Origin of the sequence: Salmonella sp. HY31, assembly GCF_042604575.1 — a bacterium.
Classification (GTDB): domain Bacteria; phylum Pseudomonadota; class Gammaproteobacteria; order Enterobacterales; family Enterobacteriaceae; genus Salmonella; species Salmonella diarizonae.
Window position 1 is genome coordinate 4,465,154 of the sequence record NZ_CP170479.1, and the last position, 19,864, is coordinate 4,485,017.

Consider the following 19,864-nt stretch of genomic DNA (forward strand, 5'->3'; position numbering starts at 1 on the left):
CAAATATTGCCCGGTTTGAAAACCGGGCAAGCGGATTAACTTTTCGTTTTTACAAAGGCATCTTTACTACTGCCAAACGGTACGGCTCCGCTGAACGGCTTGTCGTCGATAGCATCGTGAGTTCGTAACGCTTCCGGACGTAGCCAACGCTGTACGCGAGACGGCATATCGAGACCTATAAGCAGGATCACGACAAACGTTAGGCTGAAAGAGAGCGATGCCAGCGCAGTGCCCAGATCCAGACGTTGAGCGATCAGCGCTCCCAGGATCGGTGCCAGCGCGCCGCCGAGCGCGCCGACGTTATAAGTAAAGCCCAGCCCCGCCGCACGCTGATCGGTATCGAAGTACCCGCCGATCAGTTTCGGCAGAATCCCGGCAATCCCCTGCCCCAACATCTGTTGGAAAAACAGTAGCAGACCCAGAACCCAGACGTTTGCGCCACCAATCGCAAAAACTGGAATAATGAGTATTTGCGAGGCCAGCAGGCTACAGACATACGCTTTACGCGTTCCCAGCCAGTCGCCAAGAAAACCGCCTACGCAGCAACCAACCGCCGCGCCGAATCCACTAAAGAAAAGGACATTCGCCACCGTATGTGGATCGTAGGCCAGCTCGGTTTTCAGATAAGTGGGTAATAGCGCCTGAATCGGCCAGGAATAGAGGAAAGCAAACAGCACCACCAGCATCAGCGTTACGCCAGTGGGCCAGCGTTTACCGCTGCTCTGCACCATAAAACTGATAAAGATAGCCGCACACAATAGTCCCAGCCCCGCCACAATCGCAGCATTTTGTAGATTACCGGCAAAACAGAACCACAGCGCAGCGGCGGCGGCGAAGGTCATTAAGATATTGATGATGCGATGTTCGCCCCGATAAAGAATGTCGACCATCGTGCGTACCGGCGCTTTACCCGCGTGTTTCTCTTTCCAGTCCTCTGCTTCCGGAATGTTTTTCCGCAGCCAGAGGGCGAAGATAATTGGCAAGATGCCAATGAAAAACAGCGCACGCCAGCCCCAGACAGGCACCACCAGGCTGTACACTTGCGCGGCGACGACCGCGCCAACGGAGAAGCCGGAAATCAGAAATCCGCTGGCTTTATTGCGTAAATGTTTTGGCCAGCTTTCAATCACATAGGTCGCGCTGGAACCATATTCGCCCGCCATGCCCATACCAATCACCAATCGGGCGATAAACATGGTAGTGTAACCGGGCGCAAACCCGCAGGCCAGGGTTCCCACCGAAAACAGAATGATGCTGCTGACCATCGCCAAACGACGCCCATAGCGATCGCCCATCGCGCCCAGCAATAACCCGCCAAACCAGCGAGAGATAAAAGCCGCCGAAATCAGGCTTGCCGCCTGTACCGTCGTCAGCCCAAATTCGCTTTGTACCTCAGTCAGTACAAGAGCAATCAACACAAAATCAAAACCATCAAGCAGATATCCCAGCCAGGCAGCGGAAAATGCCCGCCATTGCGCCCGGTTGAGATGGCGATACCACGGGATGTTCTGGGCAGAAGTACTCATTTTACTCTCCCGACGATTTTTGTTGTCGTTGTGCCGGATGGCGGCTTCGCCTTATCCGGCCTACCGTTCGTACTGTCGTAGGCCGGGCAAGCGCAGCGCCCCCGGCATTACGCTGTTACGCCTTTTCTTCCAGCAATTCTTGAGCCAGCGCCTTCAGCTCCGGCAGATATTTTTCATCAACAGGCGCAAACGGTTTACGACACAGCGGCACCGATACCACGTCCATATAATGCAGGACCGTTTTCAGGCCGCGGAATACGCCGGTTTTAATCAGTAAATCAATAACCTTATTGCACTCGGTTTGCAGGCGCTGTGCTTTCGCCACATCGCCCTCACGTAACGCCTGCACAATCCCCTGATAACGCCAGCCCATAATGTTGTATGTGCTGCCGATACCGCCGTCCGCTCCCGCCAGCAAGCCGGAGGCGAAAATTTCGTCATAACCGTTGTACAACACCAGATCCGGATGCGCGCGACGGATCTGTTCCATCTGGAAAAGATCGCCGGAAGTTTGCTTCAGCGCGCTCACGCCTGGTAATGTCACCAGCGTATTGATCTGATCCAGCGTAAGTTTTACGCCGCTTAACGCCGGAATGTTGTATACCACCATCGGTAGCCCATCTGCGGAATCAATGATTGCCCGATAATGGTCACAGTGCTCTTCAAAACTGAAAGGGTAATAAAAGGGCGTCACCGCAGAGACAGCATCAAAACCGTAACGCTTTGCAGCGCTCGCCAGTTGCTGGCTTTCTGCGGTGCTTACCGTCCCGACATGGGCGATCAGCGTGATTTTTCCCTTCGCCTCTTCGGCGACAATTTCCAGCACCTGCTCTCTTTCTGCAAGACTCTGTACGAATGCTTCCCCGGTGGAACCGCCAACGTATAGTCCGTCGATACCCTGCCCAATGTTAAAACGCACCAGACGGCGCAGACTTTCGCTATCCAGTTGCTGCTGATGATCAAATGGGGTCAACAACGCCGCCATTACGCCTTGCAATGCTTTTGCCATACCTACCTCTGCGGATGATGAATATATTAACTACCTACCTTTATACCTGTTATACCAGAACAAATAAGCAGCAAATAATACAGAACGCTTATAGTGCGATCTGCTTCACTAAACAAAGATCGGAAGCGCGATCTCTACCGCATTTTTTGACTTTTTTTACCGAACGCGTGCCAGGTAGCGGAAACGCTATTGAGGTGGGTTTGCAGAGCGCGATCCGCTTTATCTGGATCTCGCTGACGGATGGCATCAACAATCACAATATGCTGTTGATAACTCACGTTATTATGTTCATGCAACTCGCGATCGGGAACGCTTGGACGAGCGGCGATTAGCCAGTCCAGCAGAGCAACATGAATAGCCATAAAGATCGGGTTACCAGGAATTTCAGCCAGTACCCGGTGAAACTCGACGTCCGAACGAATAAACAGCGCGTTGTCATCCAGCGACTGACTATTAATTTCCAGCGCTTTCGTTAACAACGCGATCTGCTCGTCGGTGGCATGTTCCGCCGCATAGCGTACCAGGCTGGATTCAAAGAAAAGCCGTAGCTGTTCAAAGTGAGCAATACCGCCAGGGTGAGTAAGAAAATCTTTCGCCATACCTGACAGTTCACTGATGATGGTATCGGCAGAGGGGCGCGAAACGCGGGCGCGTTCGCCGTTATTGATTTGCACCAGACCTTTACGCTTCAGCGCGGCTAACGCTTCACGCACGGAGGGACGTCCCACATTGAAGAAGGCCATTAATTCACGTTCAGACGGTAGCTGTTCCCCCTCGCCAAATTCATGGCGACGGATCATCTGTTCCAGCTCCTCCTCAACCATTTCAGACAGTTTTTTACGCGCCAGCGGACGGCGGCGCAAACTACGCCCGAGGGATGTAGGAGAATCTTCTGCTTGCGAATCAAATGCGTTCATAACGTCCATTCATGAGTGGTCGGTGGCAGATAATAGCCAGCCTATCGTATCACAGCTTTAAAAGCGGGGTGAACCCACGAGGAGACCAAACAAAACAGGCCCTTCAGGGCCTGTTGATTATTTTACCACGCGCAGCGCCGGACGTCCGCCACGCGGCGGTGGCGGCTCGTCATCAGGGCTACTGTCGTCATCGTGGTCAGGCTTATCGCCATCAATGACGGACATCACGGTCTCGCTTTCCGCGCCTGTGGTTTTGTCATCATCATTTAAGCTGACAACGTCTTCATCATAGGCGGCTTCAGGCTCAAACATGGTACCCGCGCCATTTTCACGGGCGTAAATCGCCAGCACCGCAGCCAAAGGCACAGAAACCTGACGGGGAACGCCGCCGAAGCGCGCATTAAAGCGCACTTCATCATTAGACAGTTCCAGATTACCTACCGCACGCGGCGCGATGTTGAGGACGATTTGCCCATCGCGCGCATATTCCATAGGGACATGCACGCCAGGCAGCGTCACATCCACCACCAGATGCGGGGTCAGTTGGTTATCCAATAACCACTCATAGAAAGCGCGCAACAGATAAGGACGACGCGGCGTCAACTGTGACAAATCCATACAGGTTAACCCCGACCGAGGCGCATTTCACGTTCAGCTTCGGTTAAGGAAGCCAGGAAAGAATCACGTTCAAAGACGCGGGTCATATAGCCTTTCAGCTCTTTCGCCCCTGCGCCGCTGAATTCGATACCTAACTGCGGTAAACGCCACAGCAGAGGTGCCAGGTAGCAATCAACCAGACTGAATTCGTCGCTCAGGAAATACGGTTTCTGGCCAAATACCGGCGCAATCGCCAGCAGCTCTTCGCGCAGTTGTTTACGCGCAGAGTCGGCCTCGGAAGCAGACCCGTTTACGATGACGTTCATCAGCGTATACCAGTCTTTTTCAATACGGTGCATGTACAGACGGCTTTCACCGCGAGCGACCGGATAAACCGGCATCAGCGGCGGATGAGGGAAACGCTCATCCAGATATTCCATAATGATGCGAGATTCCCACAGGGTCAGCTCACGATCCACCAGTGTCGGAACGCTTTGATTCGGGTTGAGGTCAATCAGATCCTGAGGTGGATTGTCCTTTTCCACGTGTTCGATCTCAAAACTAACACCCTTTTCAGCCAGCACAATGCGGACCTGATGGCTATAGATGTCAGTAGGACCAGAAAACAGCGTCATTACCGAACGTTTGTTGGCAGCGACAGCCATGAAAACCTCCAGGTATATTCAGAATTTTTACTGCTACCAGCCACAACGTGACCAGCCAGATGTTATGTCACCCAGGGCGAAAAAAGTCATCATTGCTCAAAAACGAGACAAAAAATGAACATTCCCCGCTATTTGGGCAGAAAATTGGATGATAGTTTACCAGATTTTGTGACCTTTGTGGTGAGTCGATTCTGGAATTGGGGAAAAAGAGACAACAATCCGCATTTCATCGTGACAGATAAATGCATTGCCCATAAAAAAACCCGCCGAAGCGGGTTTTTCGCTAACAGTTGTCTGCCGAAGCAGAAACCCATTAACGTTTGGAGAACTGCGGACGACGACGTGCTTTACGCAGACCGACTTTCTTACGTTCAACCTGACGAGCGTCACGAGTAACGAAGCCAGCTTTACGCAGTTCGCCACGCAGAGACTCATCGTACTCCATCAGAGCGCGGGTGATACCGTGACGGATCGCACCAGCCTGACCAGAGATACCACCACCTTTAACAGTGATGTACAGATCCAGTTTCTCAACCATGTCGACCAGTTCCAGCGGCTGACGAACTACCATGCGGGCAGTTTCACGACCGAAGTACTGTTCCAGAGAACGTTGGTTGATAACGATTTTACCGTTGCCCGGTTTGATGAACACGCGAGCTGCGGAACTTTTGCGGCGACCAGTGCCGTAGTATTGATTTTCAGCCATTGCCTATAATCCCGATTAGATGTCAAGAACTTGCGGTTGCTGTGCCGCGTGGTTGTGCTCGTTGCCCGCGTAAACTTTCAGTTTACGGAACATAGCACGACCCAGCGGGCCTTTTGGCAGCATGCCTTTAACCGCGATTTCAATCACACGCTCAGGACGGCGGGCAATCATCTCTTCAAAGGTCGCTTGTTTGATACCACCGATGTGACCGGTGTGGTGATAGTACACTTTGTCAGTGCGCTTGTTGCCGGTTACAGCAACTTTGTCAGCGTTCAGAACGATGATGTAATCACCCGTATCTACGTGCGGAGTGTATTCCGCTTTGTGCTTACCGCGCAGGCGACGAGCCAGTTCAGTAGCCAGACGGCCCAGAGTTTTACCGGTCGCGTCAACAACATACCAGTCGCGTTTTACGGTTTCTGGTTTAGCTGTAAAAGTTTTCATTAAAAGCTTACCCAAATAAATAAGTTACACGTTGGTGAACACCCAAGCGTTTTAAATAGTTGAGGTTCACACGACAAAGTCCGGTAAACCTACCCCCTCGGATATGTTTGGCCGGCACAGAGAAAGTTTGGGAAAAAACTCTCTTGTAACGTGGGGTCGCAGGATTATAGAGAAGTCCAGGTCAAAGATCGACCCCTTTTTGTGATTTGCCGCGGGTTTTGTTCAGACCTTATCCAACATCGGTCGGGGAAGTTGTCGACATGAGACACACAATGCCCGGGGCGCTGCGCTTGTCCGGCTTACGGCATATGCTCCCGCTTGAGGTACTCCGCACTCTGCATCTCCTGCAGGCGCGACAGACAGCGCTGAAATTCAAACTTGAGCCGCTCCCCCTGATAAATCTCATATAACGGCGCGGCGGCGCTGACCACCAGCTTAACGTGGCGCTCGTAAAACTCATCCACCAGCGCAATAAAGCGGCGCGCTTCGCTCTCCATCAGCGGCGTCATGACCGGCACGTCAAACAGCAGAACCGTGTGAAATAGCCTTGAGAGCGCAATGTAATCATGCTGGCTACGGGCCTCGACGCACAACGTAGCGAAAGAGACCGCTAACGTTTGGTTTTCAACGCCCAGGGTGGATAAAGGGCGATGATTGATTTCCAGGGTCGGAGCGTGTTCTCGCGTGGCCCCCGCTAACGCCAGCCACAGTTTATCCATTTGCCGCCGGGTTTCATCATTAAGCGGCGTTAGCCATAAATGGGCCTGCGTCAGCGTACGCAGCCGGTAATCGACGCCGGCGTCCACATTCATAATGTCGCAGTGCTGTTTGATGGCATCGATAGCTGGCAGGAAGCGGGCGCGTTGCAAACCGTTGCGGTAGAGTTCATCCGGCGGAATATTGGAGGTCGCGACCAGCGTAATGCCGCGTGCAAACAGCGCTTTCATTAAACCGCCCAGCAGCATGGCGTCGGTAATATCGGCGACGAAAAACTCATCGAAACACAGTACGTCCGTCTCGGCTTTAAACCGGTCGGCAATAATGTCTAACGGATCGCTCTGTCCCTGTAGTACGGTGAGTTCTTCATGCACGCGCAGCATAAAACGATGAAAATGCAGGCGCAGTTTTCGCTCGCCCGGCAGGCTGTGGTAGAAGAGATCCATGAGCCAGGTTTTGCCGCGACCCACGCCCCCCCACATGTACAGCCCGCGAACCGGTATTTGCGCGTCCGGTTCGTTTTTGCCTAATAATTTCCCCAGTCGCGCTATCAGTCCGCCAGGCGGCGTAGTCGACGATTTTTTCGCGGTGAGCTCCTGATAAAGGGTTTCCAGACGGTTGACCGCCTCTTTCTGTACGTCGTCAGGCTGATGGGTGCCTTCGTTGAGAGCCTGGAGATAACGCGATGTAGGGGAAAGGCTTTGCATAATGTTATTGTTATTCCTTGAAAATCGATGTGCCGTCCGTTCACGGCTGACGAAAAAAAGGCCGTTCTACACTACGCGATATGCTGCCGGGATTCCACTTCTACGGAATTAGCGGTTATAGTGGCATAATCAGGCGCGGGCATGGAGCCTGGAGCCAACACCCTACGGAAACATAAGACAACGGGAGATGTTCATGACCTGGGAATATGCGCTAATTGGATTAGTCGTCGGTATCATCATTGGTGCCGTGGCCATGCGTTTTGGTAATCGTAAGTTACGTCAACAGCAGGCATTGCAGTACGAACTGGAAAAAAACAAAGCTGAGCTGGAAGAGTACCGTGAAGAGCTGGTTAGCCACTTTGCCCGCAGCGCAGAGCTGCTGGATACCATGGCGCATGATTACCGCCAGCTGTATCAGCATATGGCGAAAAGCTCCAGCAGCCTGCTGCCGGAAATGTCGGCGGAGTCGAATCCGTTCCGTAACCGTCTGGCGGAGTCTGAAGCGAGCAACGATCAGGCGCCGGTACAAATGCCGCGTGACTATTCTGAAGGCGCGTCAGGCCTGTTGCGTAGCGGTGCAAAGCGCGATTAATCGCACGCCGTTAAGAAATTTATCGGGCGCATCGCTTGCGCCCCCTCTCTATCTTTCCTGTCCCAGCTATTATCATTGTTACCAGGCTGAAAATTCAATAACATCAATCTGTTTTGAATTGTCTATCCGTTCATTCAAGGTACGAGAGCAGCATCCATGAAAAAACACACCCAGCTGTTAAGTGCATTCGCGTTAAGTGTCGGGTTAACTCTTTCGGCGCCGTTTCCAGCCCTTGCATCGATACCAGGCCAGGTGCCAGGCCAGGCGACGCTGCCAAGCCTTGCCCCTATGCTGGAGAAAGTGCTGCCTGCTGTCGTCAGCGTAAAAGTCGAGGGAACCGCCACCCAGAGCCCAAAAGTGCCGGAGGAGTTTAAAAAATTCTTTGGCGAAGATCTGCCAGACCAGCCGTCCCAGCAGTTTGAAGGACTCGGTTCGGGGGTGATTATCGATGCCGCGAAAGGCTATGTATTAACCAATAATCATGTGATTAATCAGGCGCAGAAGATCAGCATTCAACTGAATGACGGACGCGAATTTGACGCGAAGCTGATCGGCGGCGACGACCAGAGCGATATCGCTCTGTTACAGATTCAGAATCCCAGTCAGTTAACGCAAATTGCGATCGCCGATTCCGACAAACTCCGCGTCGGCGATTTCGCCGTGGCGGTCGGTAATCCGTTTGGTCTGGGGCAAACCGCCACCTCCGGGATTATTTCAGCGCTGGGACGTAGCGGGCTTAATCTGGAAGGGCTTGAGAACTTTATTCAAACCGATGCCTCCATTAACCGCGGCAACTCCGGCGGCGCGCTGCTTAACCTGAACGGCGAGCTGATTGGGATTAATACCGCGATCCTCGCGCCAGGGGGCGGGAGCATCGGCATCGGCTTTGCTATTCCTTCCAATATGGCGCAGACGCTGGCGCAGCAGTTGATTCAGTTCGGCGAAATCAAACGCGGATTGCTGGGAATTAAAGGCACTGAAATGACCGCTGATATCGCTAAGGCATTCAAACTGAACGTTCAGCGTGGCGCTTTTGTCAGCGAGGTTTTACCCAATTCAGGTTCGGCGAAGGCCGGGGTGAAATCCGGAGACGTGATTATCAGTCTTAACGGTAAGCCGCTGAATAGCTTTGCCGAACTGCGTTCACGTATCGCCACCACCGAACCGGGCACGAAAGTAAAGCTGGGTCTGCTGCGCGATGGTAAGCCGCTGGAGGTGGAAGTCACGCTGGATTCCAATACCTCCTCTTCCGCCAGCGCCGAAATGATCGCCCCGGCGTTGCAAGGCGCGACGCTGAGCGACGGACAACTGAAAGACGGGACGAAAGGCGTTAAGATTGATAGCGTCGAAAAAAGCAGTCCCGCCGCTCAGGCCGGTTTGCAAAAAGATGATGTTATTATCGGCGTTAACCGCGATCGCATCAGTTCTATCGCCGAAATGCGCAAAGTGATGGCGGCAAAACCGTCTATCATTGCCCTTCAGGTAGTACGCGGCAACGAGAACATTTATCTATTGCTGCGCTAATCCTGTCTTAAACCGGGCATCAGCCTGCGATGTGATGTCCGGTTAACTCATGGTATGCTGCTGCCGTTCCCTTTTTTAACGACGCCTCCATCATGTTTGTGAAGCTCTTACGTTCGGTCGCAATAGGTTTAATTGTCGGCGCTATTCTGTTGGCCGTCATGCCTTCTTTGCGCAAAATTAATCCTATCGCCGTCCCGCAATTCGACAGTACCGATGAGACGCCAGCCAGCTATAATTTTGCGGTTCGCCGCGCCGCGCCTGCCGTCGTCAATGTCTATAACCGCAGTATGAACAGTACCGCGCATAATCAACTGGAGATCCGCACGCTGGGTTCCGGCGTGATCATGGATCAACGCGGTTATATTATTACCAACAAGCACGTGATTAACGATGCCGATCAGATTATCGTCGCGCTACAGGACGGCCGCGTGTTTGAAGCGCTACTGGTTGGCTCCGATTCGCTTACCGATCTGGCGGTGCTGAAGATCAACGCCACCGGCGGGCTGCCTACCATCCCGATTAATACAAAGCGTACGCCGCATATTGGCGATGTCGTACTGGCTATCGGCAACCCATATAATCTGGGACAGACCATCACCCAGGGGATCATCAGCGCAACGGGTCGTATCGGCCTGAACCCGACGGGGCGGCAGAATTTTCTCCAGACCGACGCCTCGATTAACCACGGTAATTCCGGCGGCGCGCTGGTCAACTCGTTAGGCGAACTGATGGGGATCAACACCCTCTCTTTTGATAAGAGTAACGATGGCGAAACGCCGGAAGGTATTGGTTTTGCGATTCCCTTCCAGCTAGCCACGAAAATTATGGATAAGCTTATCCGCGACGGTCGCGTGATTCGCGGCTATATCGGTATTGGCGGACGAGAAATCGCGCCGCTGCACGCGCAGGGTAGCGGCATGGACCCGATTCAGGGCATTGTGGTTAATGAAGTAACGCCAAACGGCCCCGCCGCGCTTGCCGGTATTCAGGTTAACGATCTGATTATTTCGGTCAATAATAAACCGGCCGTGTCCGCGCTGGAGACGATGGATCAGGTGGCGGAAATCCGTCCGGGCTCCGTCATTCCGGTCGTGGTGATGCGGGATGATAAGCAGTTCACGTTCCAGGTGACGGTGCAGGAATATCCGGCGACTAATTGATATTTTCTGCGCCGTTAATCAAGCGGGCATAAAAAAACCGGAGTTAACTCCGGTTTTTTTTATAATAGCATATGGCTTACTTCGTGACGAACTCTTCGCCAAGCGTAATGTCTTTTTTCAGTGTATCCAGCATACCTTCCAGCGAGCGTTGCTCGAAAGCGCTCAGCGTGCCGATGGATTTACGCTCTTCTACGCCATTTTTACCCAGCAACAGCGGCTGAGAGAAGAAACGGGCATACTGACCGTCGCCTTCCACATAGGCGCATTCCACCACGCCTTTTTCGCCCTGCAGAGCGCGAACCAGAGAAAGACCGAAACGCGCAGCAGCCTGGCCCATAGAGAGGGTTGCCGATCCGCCGCCGGCTTTCGCCTCAACGACTTCAGTACCGGCGTTCTGGATGCGCTTAGTCAGATCGGCCGCTTCTTGTTCGGTAAAGCTTACGCCTGGAATCTGCGACAGCAGCGGCAGAATAGTCACGCCGGAGTGCCCACCGATCACCGGAACTTCAACTTCCGTTGGCAGCTTACCTTTCAGCTCTGCAACAAAGGTGTTAGAGCGGATGATATCCAGCGTGGTTACGCCAAACAGTTTGTTTTTGTCGTATACGCCTGCTTTTTTCAGCACTTCCGCCGCAATCGCAACGGTGGTGTTCACCGGGTTGGTGATAATACCCACGCACGCTTTCGGGCAGGTTTTAGCGATCTGCTGCACCAGATTTTTCACGATGCCGGCGTTAACGTTAAACAGGTCGGAACGGTCCATACCCGGCTTGCGCGCCACCCCCGCAGAAATCAGTACTACGTCAGCGCCTTCAAGCGCCGGGGTTGCGTCTTCGCCAGAGAAACCTTTGATTTTTACTGCGGTGGGAATATGGCTCAAATCAACGGCCACACCGGGAGTCACTGGAGCGATGTCGTACAGGGAGAGTTCTGAACCTGAAGGCAGTTGGTTTTTTAAAAGTAATGCCAGCGCCTGACCGATACCACCAGCAGCGCCGAGGACTGCGACTTTCATCCTAAACTCCTTATTATATGATTAACTTAGTGTCTATTGCTCCGCGGCGGCGACCTTAATTCACAAATTCAATGATTACAATCCTCACGCGTCAAGAATGCGGAGTCGCGCAATTTTGGCTTTTATGCATTTAATTTGCGTAATCCGGATCGGCTGCAACCAGAGAGCAACGTTCCTACAGGTGGTGACAATATACCCTACTGCCCTCTCAAAACAACATCATTTTGATAACAATTAATTTACTTTTAATCTTATTTGCGAGGCGTGACGCAGGCATGTTTCTTGATAACGAAATTTGATAAAATTCCGCTCTTTCATAACATTATTTCAGCCTTAAACAAGGCAGACTGTTTGCATAAAAATTCATCTGTATGCACAATAATGTTGTTTCTACCGCCATATTACGGGTGACTTATGCGAAGCTCGGCTAAACAAGAAGAACTAGTAAGGGCGTTTAAAGCGCTCCTCAAAGAAGAAAAATTCAGCTCACAGGGCGAAATCGTCCTCGCGTTGCAGGATCAGGGCTTTGAAAATATCAATCAGTCCAAGGTCTCGCGCATGTTGACTAAGTTCGGCGCGGTGCGTACGCGTAACGCAAAAATGGAGATGGTGTACTGTCTTCCGGCTGAACTGGGCGTCCCGACAACATCCAGTCCGTTGAAAAATCTGGTGCTGGATATCGATTATAACGACGCTGTCGTGGTAATCCATACCAGCCCTGGCGCGGCGCAGCTCATCGCGCGCCTGCTGGATTCATTGGGGAAAGCGGAAGGTATTCTCGGCACGATTGCCGGCGACGATACTATCTTCACTACGCCTGCCAGCGGCTTTTCCGTAAGAGATCTTTACGAAGCCATTCTGGAACTCTTTGAACAAGAGCTCTAGCCCTACTTCCTCCGTCGTCGTACGGCGGAGGCACCTTCTTCTCCTCTCTCCGCGCGGCTTTCCTGTACGGTTATCATTTGGCAAATCATGCCCTTAAACATTCACTATATGAATACCAAATCAAAAAAACGCACAAAATGTCAAATTTTTTAATGCATTGATTTTATTTTCTTTTTTTAAATATCGCGGCGAAAAGCAGCAATTTTAATTCTATAACATTATAAAAAATAAGATTTTTAGTATCTTAAAAAAGAAGAAACAATTAGCGTGGTATTAATTAATAGCGTGATTAGTGTATACTTGATTTTGTGATGAGGGTCACGAAACAAAGACCCCAGTAAAGGAATTCGACGAGGTAAAAATCATGAAAATCAAAACCACTGTTGCAACATTAAGTATTCTGTCCATTCTCTCTTTTGGCGCTTTCGCCGCAGAACCTATCAGCGCAGAGCAAGCGCAAAACCGTGAAGCGATTGGATCGGTTTCAGTCAGCGCTATTGGCTCATCGCCTATGGATATGAACGCCATGCTGAGCAAAAAAGCGGATGAACAAGGCGCTACGGCCTACCACATTACCGAAGCGCGTAGCGGCAGCAACTGGCACGCCACTGCCGAACTGTACAAATAAAATTCACCTGCCATCGCATATAACATGTCGTTACTTCGCGGAGATATCGCATAAGAAAAGCCCATTAATCCGCGAGGTTGACCCTATAAAGGAATAAAAGATTATGAAAACGAAATACATTATCGCATCACTCAGCCTGGCCACTCTACTCTCTTTCGGCGCAAATGCCGCAGTACACCAGGTCAACGCGGAACAGGCGCAGAATCTGCAACCGATGGGCACCATTTCCGTCTCGCAGATTGGCAGTACACCAATGGATATGCGCCAGGAACTCGTCGCTAAAGCCGAAAAAGCAGGCGCTAATAGCTATCGCATTATCGAATTAAAAGAAGGTGATAACTGGCACGCCACCGCCGAATTGTATAAATAAACCCTCGTCGTCTAACCCGACGACTTGCCCCCGCCTGTCGGGGGCTTTTTTATGCTTTTTCAATGCCGGACATTAAACCGTAGCCGCCCCTCCAACTCTTCTTCCGCTTCATCAAAGAGTAAAATCAGCGCCCCGTAGCGCCTGCGCAGTTTATCAGGCAGGTGAACAAACTCAATCTCTAGCGGTAAGGGTAAGATATCGCTCATTACCGCATCCCATAATGTATCAAGATCGCTTACTTTCTCACTGGCAAGACCAAACGTCTGCGTAAACTCGCGATAAAAATCGCTTTGGTTTTTAATATCATTAAAATCAAAAGTATAGACATTCATAGCCAGCCACCATCCCCGACAGACAATTGTCTGTTTTACTACAAAGCATCATTATGCAGAGGTTTCACTTCCAGAAACGCTTTTAGCCCCGGAGCACTCTTGCGCTGTTTTTGTATCTCGAATAAGTATAGTCATAAAAAAACCGACGCTTTTGGCATCGGTTCTCGTGGGTTAGCTATCGGTAAGCGCGTTCTGGTATTTATGTAACATGCCCGTCAGGCGTTTAACCGGTTCCGTCACCTGCGGCGGCGCCTCCCAGATACGTAATTTCTCCTGATAGATATCCAGCTCATCCAGCAACTGACCAAAGTAGCGTCGTCGTTTATCATCGCTTCCGGCGGAAATAACATGGTCTGCGGTACGACGAAGCTGACGATGGAACACTGACAGGTCTTCATTAACCGGTATCGGCGCATCGCGTAGACGTTGATGGGCAATGATCATCGTTAGCGCCAGACGGAACTTCGGCAAATCGCCAGGGAATTTATTCATCAGCAAAAAGAGTTGTTGATATAACGCAGGCAGACGGTTCTCTTTACGACGCGCCACGTTGGTCGTCATTGCCGAAACCGCAGCGGAAACAAACTGATTAAGCAGCACGCGACCGGTTCGGTCTTTGGATTTATCACGCACCAGCAAGATGACGATAAACGCCAGCATACAGCCGACAATTTGCCCCAACGCGCTGTCCAGGAACTGGCTGAAATGGAACGTCATCGGATTATCCAACACAATAATGTTAATTGTACTGGCCAGCGCCCCCATCGACCCCAGACGCCGTTTCTGCACCTCAATGCCGATAAAGAACCCCAATACCGCCAGGCTCAAACATAGCAACAGCATACTTTGCTGCGTATTGGGAATAATCACCAGGAAATAGAGCAATCCCAGCGGCAGCGCCGCCAGCGTGCCATAAATAAAATCAATGCAGACCATGCGCGGATTGGGTAAACGCATCGCCAGCGAGGTCACCACGGCAATCATCACCATCGCGCCATTACCCGATGTCCAGCCGGTCCATAGCCAGAATAATGTCCCCAGTACGCAGGAGAGCGTGGTGCGCCAGAAGTTCACCATAGCATGGTGACGTTCGGCGGATTCCACTTTAACCACGGGCTCGCCTTGCAGGATCTCTTCTTCCGTCGCGCTGATTTTGGTGTTACTGATCACGCCGCGTTTAAGCAGCAGATAGCGCGTTGCAGCGCCTACCCAGCTATAAAGCGTGACGGGCGTTTCGCGCTCGCCGGTCCAGACAATGACACGCCGCATCCTTTTTAACTGCCTGTGGACGTCCTGTACCGTTTCAACCGGCGTCTCGAACAGTTCCCGGAATGTATCGGTAATCAGTTCCGGCCGCGTATTTTGAATAAGATAAGTTTCACAGGATTGCGTAATCAGCGTGAGCGAAAGCGTATTCAACGCTTTCAGGCGGCGGTTAGCGCGTACCCAGCGCGAAGATTCCATATTCAGATTACTTCGCATCCCCTCCAGCGCCGCCGTGCGCCGCACCAGATCACCCCAGGCGTTGTCGACCTCTTCGCTGTCGCCATGCTTAATACAAAGCTGCATTAGCTGATATTGCGCTACCAGTAAACTATCCAGTTCGCGATCAACCTCCTGCTTTATCGATCGCGGCGAGAAAAGCAGATCCGCTAAAATAGCGCAGCCAATGCCGATGACGATTTCGCTACAACGCTCAAGCGCAAATTGCGGTGTGAGTAGCGGCTCCGTCTGAATGGTAATCACAATGATCAGCGCGGTATAACCCGACAGTCCCCACGCATAAGAGTTTTCGATCCGTACCAAAGACGAGATCCAGGTACAAAAACCGGCCCAGACACAGCACACCAGAATCATCAATAGCGGCGCGCGGATCATAGTGATAATGATCATAAGCGCAGCGATACAGCCAATAAACGTCCCGATAATACGCAACATTCCGCGATAACGGATAGCGCCGGAATAGGGTTCTCCGCCGGCGGCAAATGCCGGGCCTGCCGCCACGATCGCGGCGGTCAGCACCGCCCAACGCGGCGTCTCCAGTTGAAAATGGAAGCCGATAAATAATGCCAGCACAATGGCGCACGCCAGCTTTACCGCAAAGCGAATGTGCTGGTTGGCAATGGAGAAAATGCCCATGACGATTAACCGAATTCGCGCAGCCGGTGCGCCAGTTTACGGAAGAAGGAGTCCTGGCTTGCGTCACGATCTTGCTTACCGGTGATCACGACGGTTGCCGTCGTACCGGCAGGCCATAAATTCCCCTGCTGCTCGTCAAGCCGGATGCGCACCGGAACACGCTGGGCCAGGCGCACCCATTCGAGGTTAGAGTCTATCGTCGCCATCCCTTTCGCATCGCTGGTACTGCTGGCATTCGTTACCCCTGCCGCCACGCTATCGACGGTACCTTTTAATACCCGGTTGCTGCCGAGCGGCGTGATTTCGGCACGATATCCCGGACGCACGCCTTCCAGCTTGGTCTCTTCCATATAGGCCTGCACGTAAAAAGAGTTCTTTTTCACCAGGGCGACGGCCGTGGAACCGCGGGTAATAAATTCACCAGCATAAACATTGAGGTTAGTCACCCAGCCGTCGGCAGGCGCGCGAATGACGGTGCGCTCAAGATCGAGTTTAGCCAGGTCGCGCGTCGCCTGAGCTTTAGCCAGTTGATGCAGTACAGTCTGCAAGACATTGTTCGCCTGATCGATCTCTTCCCGGGACATCGCCTGTACGCCGAGACGATTACGGCGACCGGCTTCCTGGCGTTTTTCCTGCGCCAGTACCTGATAATAGGCCACATCGGCTTCCGCTTCAGCGAGCGCTTTTTGATAGCGTGGCTGATCGATGGTAAACAGGACCTGATCCTTTTTCACCAGTTGGTTATCATGCACGTTTACATGGGTAATCAGGCCCGCGACATCCGGGGCGATAGCGACTACATCGGCGCTAAAACGCGCGTCGCGCGTCCAGGGGGATTCGGTGTAATACACCCAGGCGCGGAAAATGGCGATAAAGGCCAGAATAACCAGTACGAGGGTAATGGCCGTACGGGAGAGTTTTCTTGTTAGTGTTTTCACTTCAACCTCAAACGAACAGGCGCGATATTAAATAAAACAGACAACAATACAGCGCGGTATTGAACAAAGCCGGATGCCAGACAAAATCATAGATGCCCGTCGGCACAAGCATCCGACGCACCAGCCAAAAAATAGCCAGTGACAAAAGCAATTCAAAAAATATCGGTGGGAAGGAAAGACCAAACACCACGATAACGGGAAACAGACTCATGTTGACCTTGATTTCTGAGAGAGAGCAGGCGATAGATTGTTAAGCTACATCGCCGCAGAGAAGGGCAAGAGACGCCAGGCGAGAGCGACATAGCTCTTATTCGAATAATAGTATATTAGCGTAATTGTTATGCTGTTATCTATATTATGTGATCTAAATCACTTTTAAGCCAGAGTGAATAATGGAACGTTTAAAACGAATGTCGGTATTCGCCAAAGTTGTCGAGTTTGGCTCTTTTACCGCCGCAGCCAGACAGTTGCAAATGAGCGTGTCGTCCATCAGCCAGACTGTGGCAAAACTGGAAGATGAGCTTCAGGTTAAATTGCTCAACCGCAGCACGCGCAGCATTGGGCTCACCGAAGCTGGAAAAATCTATTATCAGGGCTGTCGTCGCATGTTGCATGAAGTGCAGGATGTTCACGAGCAGCTTTACGCTTTTAATAACACGCCAATCGGTACATTGCGTATCGGTTGTTCTTCAACCATGGCGCAAAATGTGCTGGCCGGGCTTACCGCGAAATTATTAAAAGAGTATCCCGGTCTGGCAGTTAATCTGGTGACGGGAATTCCTGCCCCGGATTTAATTGCAGACGGGCTGGACGTGGTGATCCGCGTGGGCGCGCTGCAAGACTCCAGCCTGTTTTCCCGTCGACTGGGCGCGATGCCGATGGTTGTGTGCGCCGCCAGGCCCTACCTCGCCCAGTTCGGCGCCCCGGAAAAACCCGCCGATCTCAGCAACCATTCCTGGCTGGAATATAGCGTACGCCCGGATAATGAGTTTGAACTTATCGCGCCGGAAGGAATTTCTACCCGGTTGATTCCACAGGGACGGTTCGTTACTAACGATCCGATGACGCTGGTACGCTGGCTGACCGCCGGTACCGGGATCGCCTATGTGCCGCTGATGTGGGTGATCGATGAGATCAATCGTGGCGATCTGGAGATCCTGCTGCCTCGCTATCAGTCCGATCCCCGACCGGTATATGCGCTGTACACCGAAAAAGATAAGCTGCCGCTTAAAGTGCAGGTAGTGATTAACGCGTTAACTGACTATTTTGTCGATGTCGCACACCTGTTTCAGGGGATGCGCGGGCTAGGAAAAGAAAAATAAAAACACCGGGTAATTGCTGGAGACGGTTGTAGGCCAGATAAGGCATTTATGCCGCCACCCGGCGCAGACATTGCCTGATGGCGCTGCGCTTATCAGGCCTGGGCGGCACACACCGCAGGCCTGATAAGGCGGACAGTTATGCGGTGCCGCCAACCGTCAGGTTATCGACTTTCAGCGTCGGCTGGCCTACGCCTACCGGCAGGCTTTGGCCCTCTTTACCGCAGACCCCCACCCCGTTATCCAGCTTAAGGTCGTTGCCGACCATGGAGATCTGTTGCATCGTTTCAATGCCTGATCCAATCAACGTCGCCCCCTTCACCGGCGTTGTGACTTTGCCGTTTTCAATCAGATACGCTTCCGAAGTAGAGAATACAAACTTGCCGGAGGTGATATCCACCTGACCGCCGCCAAAGTTAGGCGCATAAATGCCGTACTCAACGGATTCGATAATTTCCTGCGGCGTTGACTGCCCCGCCAACATATAGGTATTGGTCATACGCGGCATCGGCAGATGCGCGTAAGATTCGCGACGCCCGTTACCGGTCGGCGCAGCGCCCATCAGGCGCGCATTCAGCTTGTCCTGCATGTACCCTTTCAGTACGCCATTTTCAATCAATACGTTGTACTGGCCTGGCGTACCTTCATCATCGATAGCGACGGAGCCACGACGGTTCATCATTGTGCCGTCATCCACTACGGTACAAAGCGCGGAGGCAACCTGCTCGCCGATCTGACCGCTAAATACAGACGTTCCACGACGGTTAAAATCGCCTTCCAGCCCGTGTCCGACCGCTTCGTGCAGCAATACGCCCGGCCACCCGGCGCCCAGAACCACCGGTAACGTCCCCGCTGGCGCCGCGACCGCAGAAAGATTAACCAGCGCCATGCGTACCGCTTCTTTCGCCCACGCGTCGGCGCGAACCTCGCCGTCGAGATCGGCAAGAAAATACTCATAACCAAAGCGACCGCCGCCGCCGCTGGCGCCGCGCTCACGTTTACCATCTTCTTCCACCTGCACGCTAACGGACAAACGCACCAGTGGACGGACATCCGCCGCCAGCGTCCCGTCGGTCGCCGCCACGAGGATTAATTCATATACGCCAGTCAGGCTGGCGTTGACTTCCTGCACGCGTTTATCGGCTTCTCGCGCCGCTTTATCAACGCGTCTGAGGATATCCAGCTTCTCTTCGCGGCTCATACTTTGCAACGGATCAAGGGTGGTGTAGAGCGGCTGATGATCTACGGCGGCGAGCGTTTTTACCTTGCCTTCGCCGTTATCGCGTACAATGGTTCGCGCAGCCTGCGCACTCTGCTCCAGCGCCAGGAGGCTTATCTGGTCAGCATAAGCAAAACCGGTTTTTTCGCCGCTAATGGCGCGAACGCCAACGCCCTGGTCGATATTATATGAACCATCTTTAATGATGCGGTCTTCTAAAACCCAGGATTCGTGATAGCTCGACTGAAAATAGAGATCGCCATAATCAAGACGGCGTTCGGCCAGTTGGCCGAGGATAGCGAACAGATCCTGATGTTTCAGGCCGTTCGCCGCTAGCAATTGTTCACTTACCAGGTTCAGACTCATCGTTTTTGCTACTCGTTGATTTCTGCCGGATGGCGGCACACGCCTTATCCGGCCTATGTTGTTAGGTTGTGCAAACCGGATAAACGCAG

General features: G+C 52.3%; 21 protein-coding genes. 7 read left to right on the forward strand and 14 right to left on the reverse strand.

The features are described from left to right. Positions 1–35 precede the first annotated feature (35 nt). The 8 genes from nanT to zapE form a co-directional block, all read right to left on the reverse strand. Entirely contained in the window at positions 36–1,526 is a 1,491-nt protein-coding gene (gene nanT / locus ACE15A_RS21390) for a sialic acid transporter NanT (protein WP_023246367.1), read from the reverse strand. 115 nt (positions 1,527–1,641) lie between these two features. Then, positions 1,642–2,535, reverse strand: coding sequence for an N-acetylneuraminate lyase (nanA, locus tag ACE15A_RS21395; protein ID WP_023246366.1), 894 nt, complete (start codon positions 2,533–2,535; stop codon positions 1,642–1,644). Between the two features lie 134 nt (positions 2,536–2,669). Continuing rightward, positions 2,670–3,461, reverse strand: coding sequence for a transcriptional regulator NanR (gene nanR / locus ACE15A_RS21400; protein ID WP_000382925.1), 792 nt, complete (start codon positions 3,459–3,461; stop codon positions 2,670–2,672). A 108-nt stretch (positions 3,462–3,569) separates the two neighbouring features. After that, on the reverse strand, positions 3,570–4,070 hold the full coding sequence (gene sspB, locus ACE15A_RS21405; protein WP_023246364.1) for a ClpXP protease specificity-enhancing factor: 501 nt from the start codon (positions 4,068–4,070) through the stop codon (positions 3,570–3,572). A gap of 5 nt (positions 4,071–4,075) precedes the next feature. Next, entirely contained in the window at positions 4,076–4,714 is a 639-nt protein-coding gene (sspA, locus tag ACE15A_RS21410; protein ID WP_000257298.1) for a stringent starvation protein SspA, read from the reverse strand. 313 nt (positions 4,715–5,027) lie between these two features. Further along, positions 5,028–5,420: a 30S ribosomal protein S9 gene (rpsI, locus tag ACE15A_RS21415; protein ID WP_000829815.1), complete on the reverse strand. Its 393-nt coding sequence runs from the start codon at positions 5,418–5,420 to the stop codon at positions 5,028–5,030. A 15-nt stretch (positions 5,421–5,435) separates the two neighbouring features. Next, positions 5,436–5,864: a 50S ribosomal protein L13 gene (rplM, locus tag ACE15A_RS21420; RefSeq protein WP_000847559.1), complete on the reverse strand. Its 429-nt coding sequence runs from the start codon at positions 5,862–5,864 to the stop codon at positions 5,436–5,438. A 299-nt stretch (positions 5,865–6,163) separates the two neighbouring features. Beyond that, entirely contained in the window at positions 6,164–7,288 is a 1,125-nt protein-coding gene (zapE, locus tag ACE15A_RS21425) for a cell division protein ZapE (RefSeq protein WP_053508293.1), read from the reverse strand. Positions 7,289–7,481: 193 nt separating this feature from the next. Here zapE and zapG point away from each other — a divergent pair, with 193 nt between their 5' ends. The 3 genes from zapG (at position 7,482) to degS (ending at position 10,564) form a co-directional block, all read left to right on the forward strand. Beyond that, complete coding sequence (zapG, locus tag ACE15A_RS21430) at positions 7,482–7,880, forward strand: Z-ring associated protein ZapG (protein ID WP_001519074.1); 399 nt, start codon at positions 7,482–7,484, stop codon at positions 7,878–7,880. A gap of 156 nt (positions 7,881–8,036) precedes the next feature. Beyond that, positions 8,037–9,404, forward strand: a complete 1,368-nt coding sequence (gene degQ, locus ACE15A_RS21435; protein ID WP_023246362.1) for a serine endoprotease DegQ — start codon at positions 8,037–8,039, stop codon at positions 9,402–9,404. A 92-nt stretch (positions 9,405–9,496) separates the two neighbouring features. After that, on the forward strand, positions 9,497–10,564 hold the full coding sequence (gene degS, locus ACE15A_RS21440; protein WP_023246361.1) for an outer membrane-stress sensor serine endopeptidase DegS: 1,068 nt from the start codon (positions 9,497–9,499) through the stop codon (positions 10,562–10,564). Between the two features lie 76 nt (positions 10,565–10,640). Here degS and mdh read toward each other — a convergent pair whose 3' ends face one another. Next, positions 10,641–11,579, reverse strand: coding sequence for a malate dehydrogenase (gene mdh / locus ACE15A_RS21445; protein ID WP_000861583.1), 939 nt, complete (start codon positions 11,577–11,579; stop codon positions 10,641–10,643). 414 nt (positions 11,580–11,993) lie between these two features. Here mdh and argR point away from each other — a divergent pair, with 414 nt between their 5' ends. The 3 genes from argR to yhcN-B all read left to right on the forward strand — a co-directional run bounded on the left by argR (position 11,994) and on the right by yhcN-B (position 13,462). Further along, entirely contained in the window at positions 11,994–12,464 is a 471-nt protein-coding gene (gene argR / locus ACE15A_RS21450) for a transcriptional regulator ArgR (RefSeq protein WP_001257852.1), read from the forward strand. 364 nt (positions 12,465–12,828) lie between these two features. Further along, positions 12,829–13,092: a peroxide/acid stress response protein YhcN gene (yhcN, locus tag ACE15A_RS21455; RefSeq protein ID WP_053508295.1), complete on the forward strand. Its 264-nt coding sequence runs from the start codon at positions 12,829–12,831 to the stop codon at positions 13,090–13,092. A 103-nt stretch (positions 13,093–13,195) separates the two neighbouring features. Next, positions 13,196–13,462: a DUF1471 family stress response protein YhcN-B gene (gene yhcN-B, locus ACE15A_RS21460; RefSeq protein ID WP_053508297.1), complete on the forward strand. Its 267-nt coding sequence runs from the start codon at positions 13,196–13,198 to the stop codon at positions 13,460–13,462. A gap of 59 nt (positions 13,463–13,521) precedes the next feature. On the opposite strand, the gene ACE15A_RS21465 is transcribed toward yhcN-B, so the two are convergent. From ACE15A_RS21465 to aaeX, 4 genes are all read right to left on the reverse strand, one after another. Then, positions 13,522–13,794, reverse strand: a complete 273-nt coding sequence (locus ACE15A_RS21465) for a hypothetical protein (protein WP_001103887.1) — start codon at positions 13,792–13,794, stop codon at positions 13,522–13,524. 171 nt (positions 13,795–13,965) lie between these two features. Next, positions 13,966–15,933: a p-hydroxybenzoic acid efflux pump subunit AaeB gene (gene aaeB, locus ACE15A_RS21470; RefSeq protein WP_023246358.1), complete on the reverse strand. Its 1,968-nt coding sequence runs from the start codon at positions 15,931–15,933 to the stop codon at positions 13,966–13,968. A 5-nt stretch (positions 15,934–15,938) separates the two neighbouring features. Continuing rightward, positions 15,939–16,871: a p-hydroxybenzoic acid efflux pump subunit AaeA gene (gene aaeA / locus ACE15A_RS21475; RefSeq protein ID WP_000855134.1), complete on the reverse strand. Its 933-nt coding sequence runs from the start codon at positions 16,869–16,871 to the stop codon at positions 15,939–15,941. 7 nt (positions 16,872–16,878) lie between these two features. Next, positions 16,879–17,082, reverse strand: a complete 204-nt coding sequence (aaeX, locus tag ACE15A_RS21480; RefSeq protein WP_000051840.1) for a p-hydroxybenzoic acid efflux pump operon protein AaeX — start codon at positions 17,080–17,082, stop codon at positions 16,879–16,881. Positions 17,083–17,263: 181 nt separating this feature from the next. On the opposite strand from aaeX, the gene aaeR reads away from it, so the two are divergent. Beyond that, positions 17,264–18,193 (forward strand): HTH-type transcriptional activator AaeR, encoded by a 930-nt coding sequence (aaeR, locus tag ACE15A_RS21485; RefSeq protein ID WP_053508299.1) that lies wholly within the window; start codon positions 17,264–17,266, stop codon positions 18,191–18,193. Between the two features lie 136 nt (positions 18,194–18,329). Here the strand turns inward: aaeR and tldD are convergent, their stop codons facing one another. Then, a complete protein-coding gene (tldD, locus tag ACE15A_RS21490) occupies positions 18,330–19,775 on the reverse strand; it encodes a metalloprotease TldD (protein ID WP_023246356.1) in 1,446 nt (481 codons plus the stop codon). Positions 19,776–19,864: the final 89 nt, after the last annotated feature.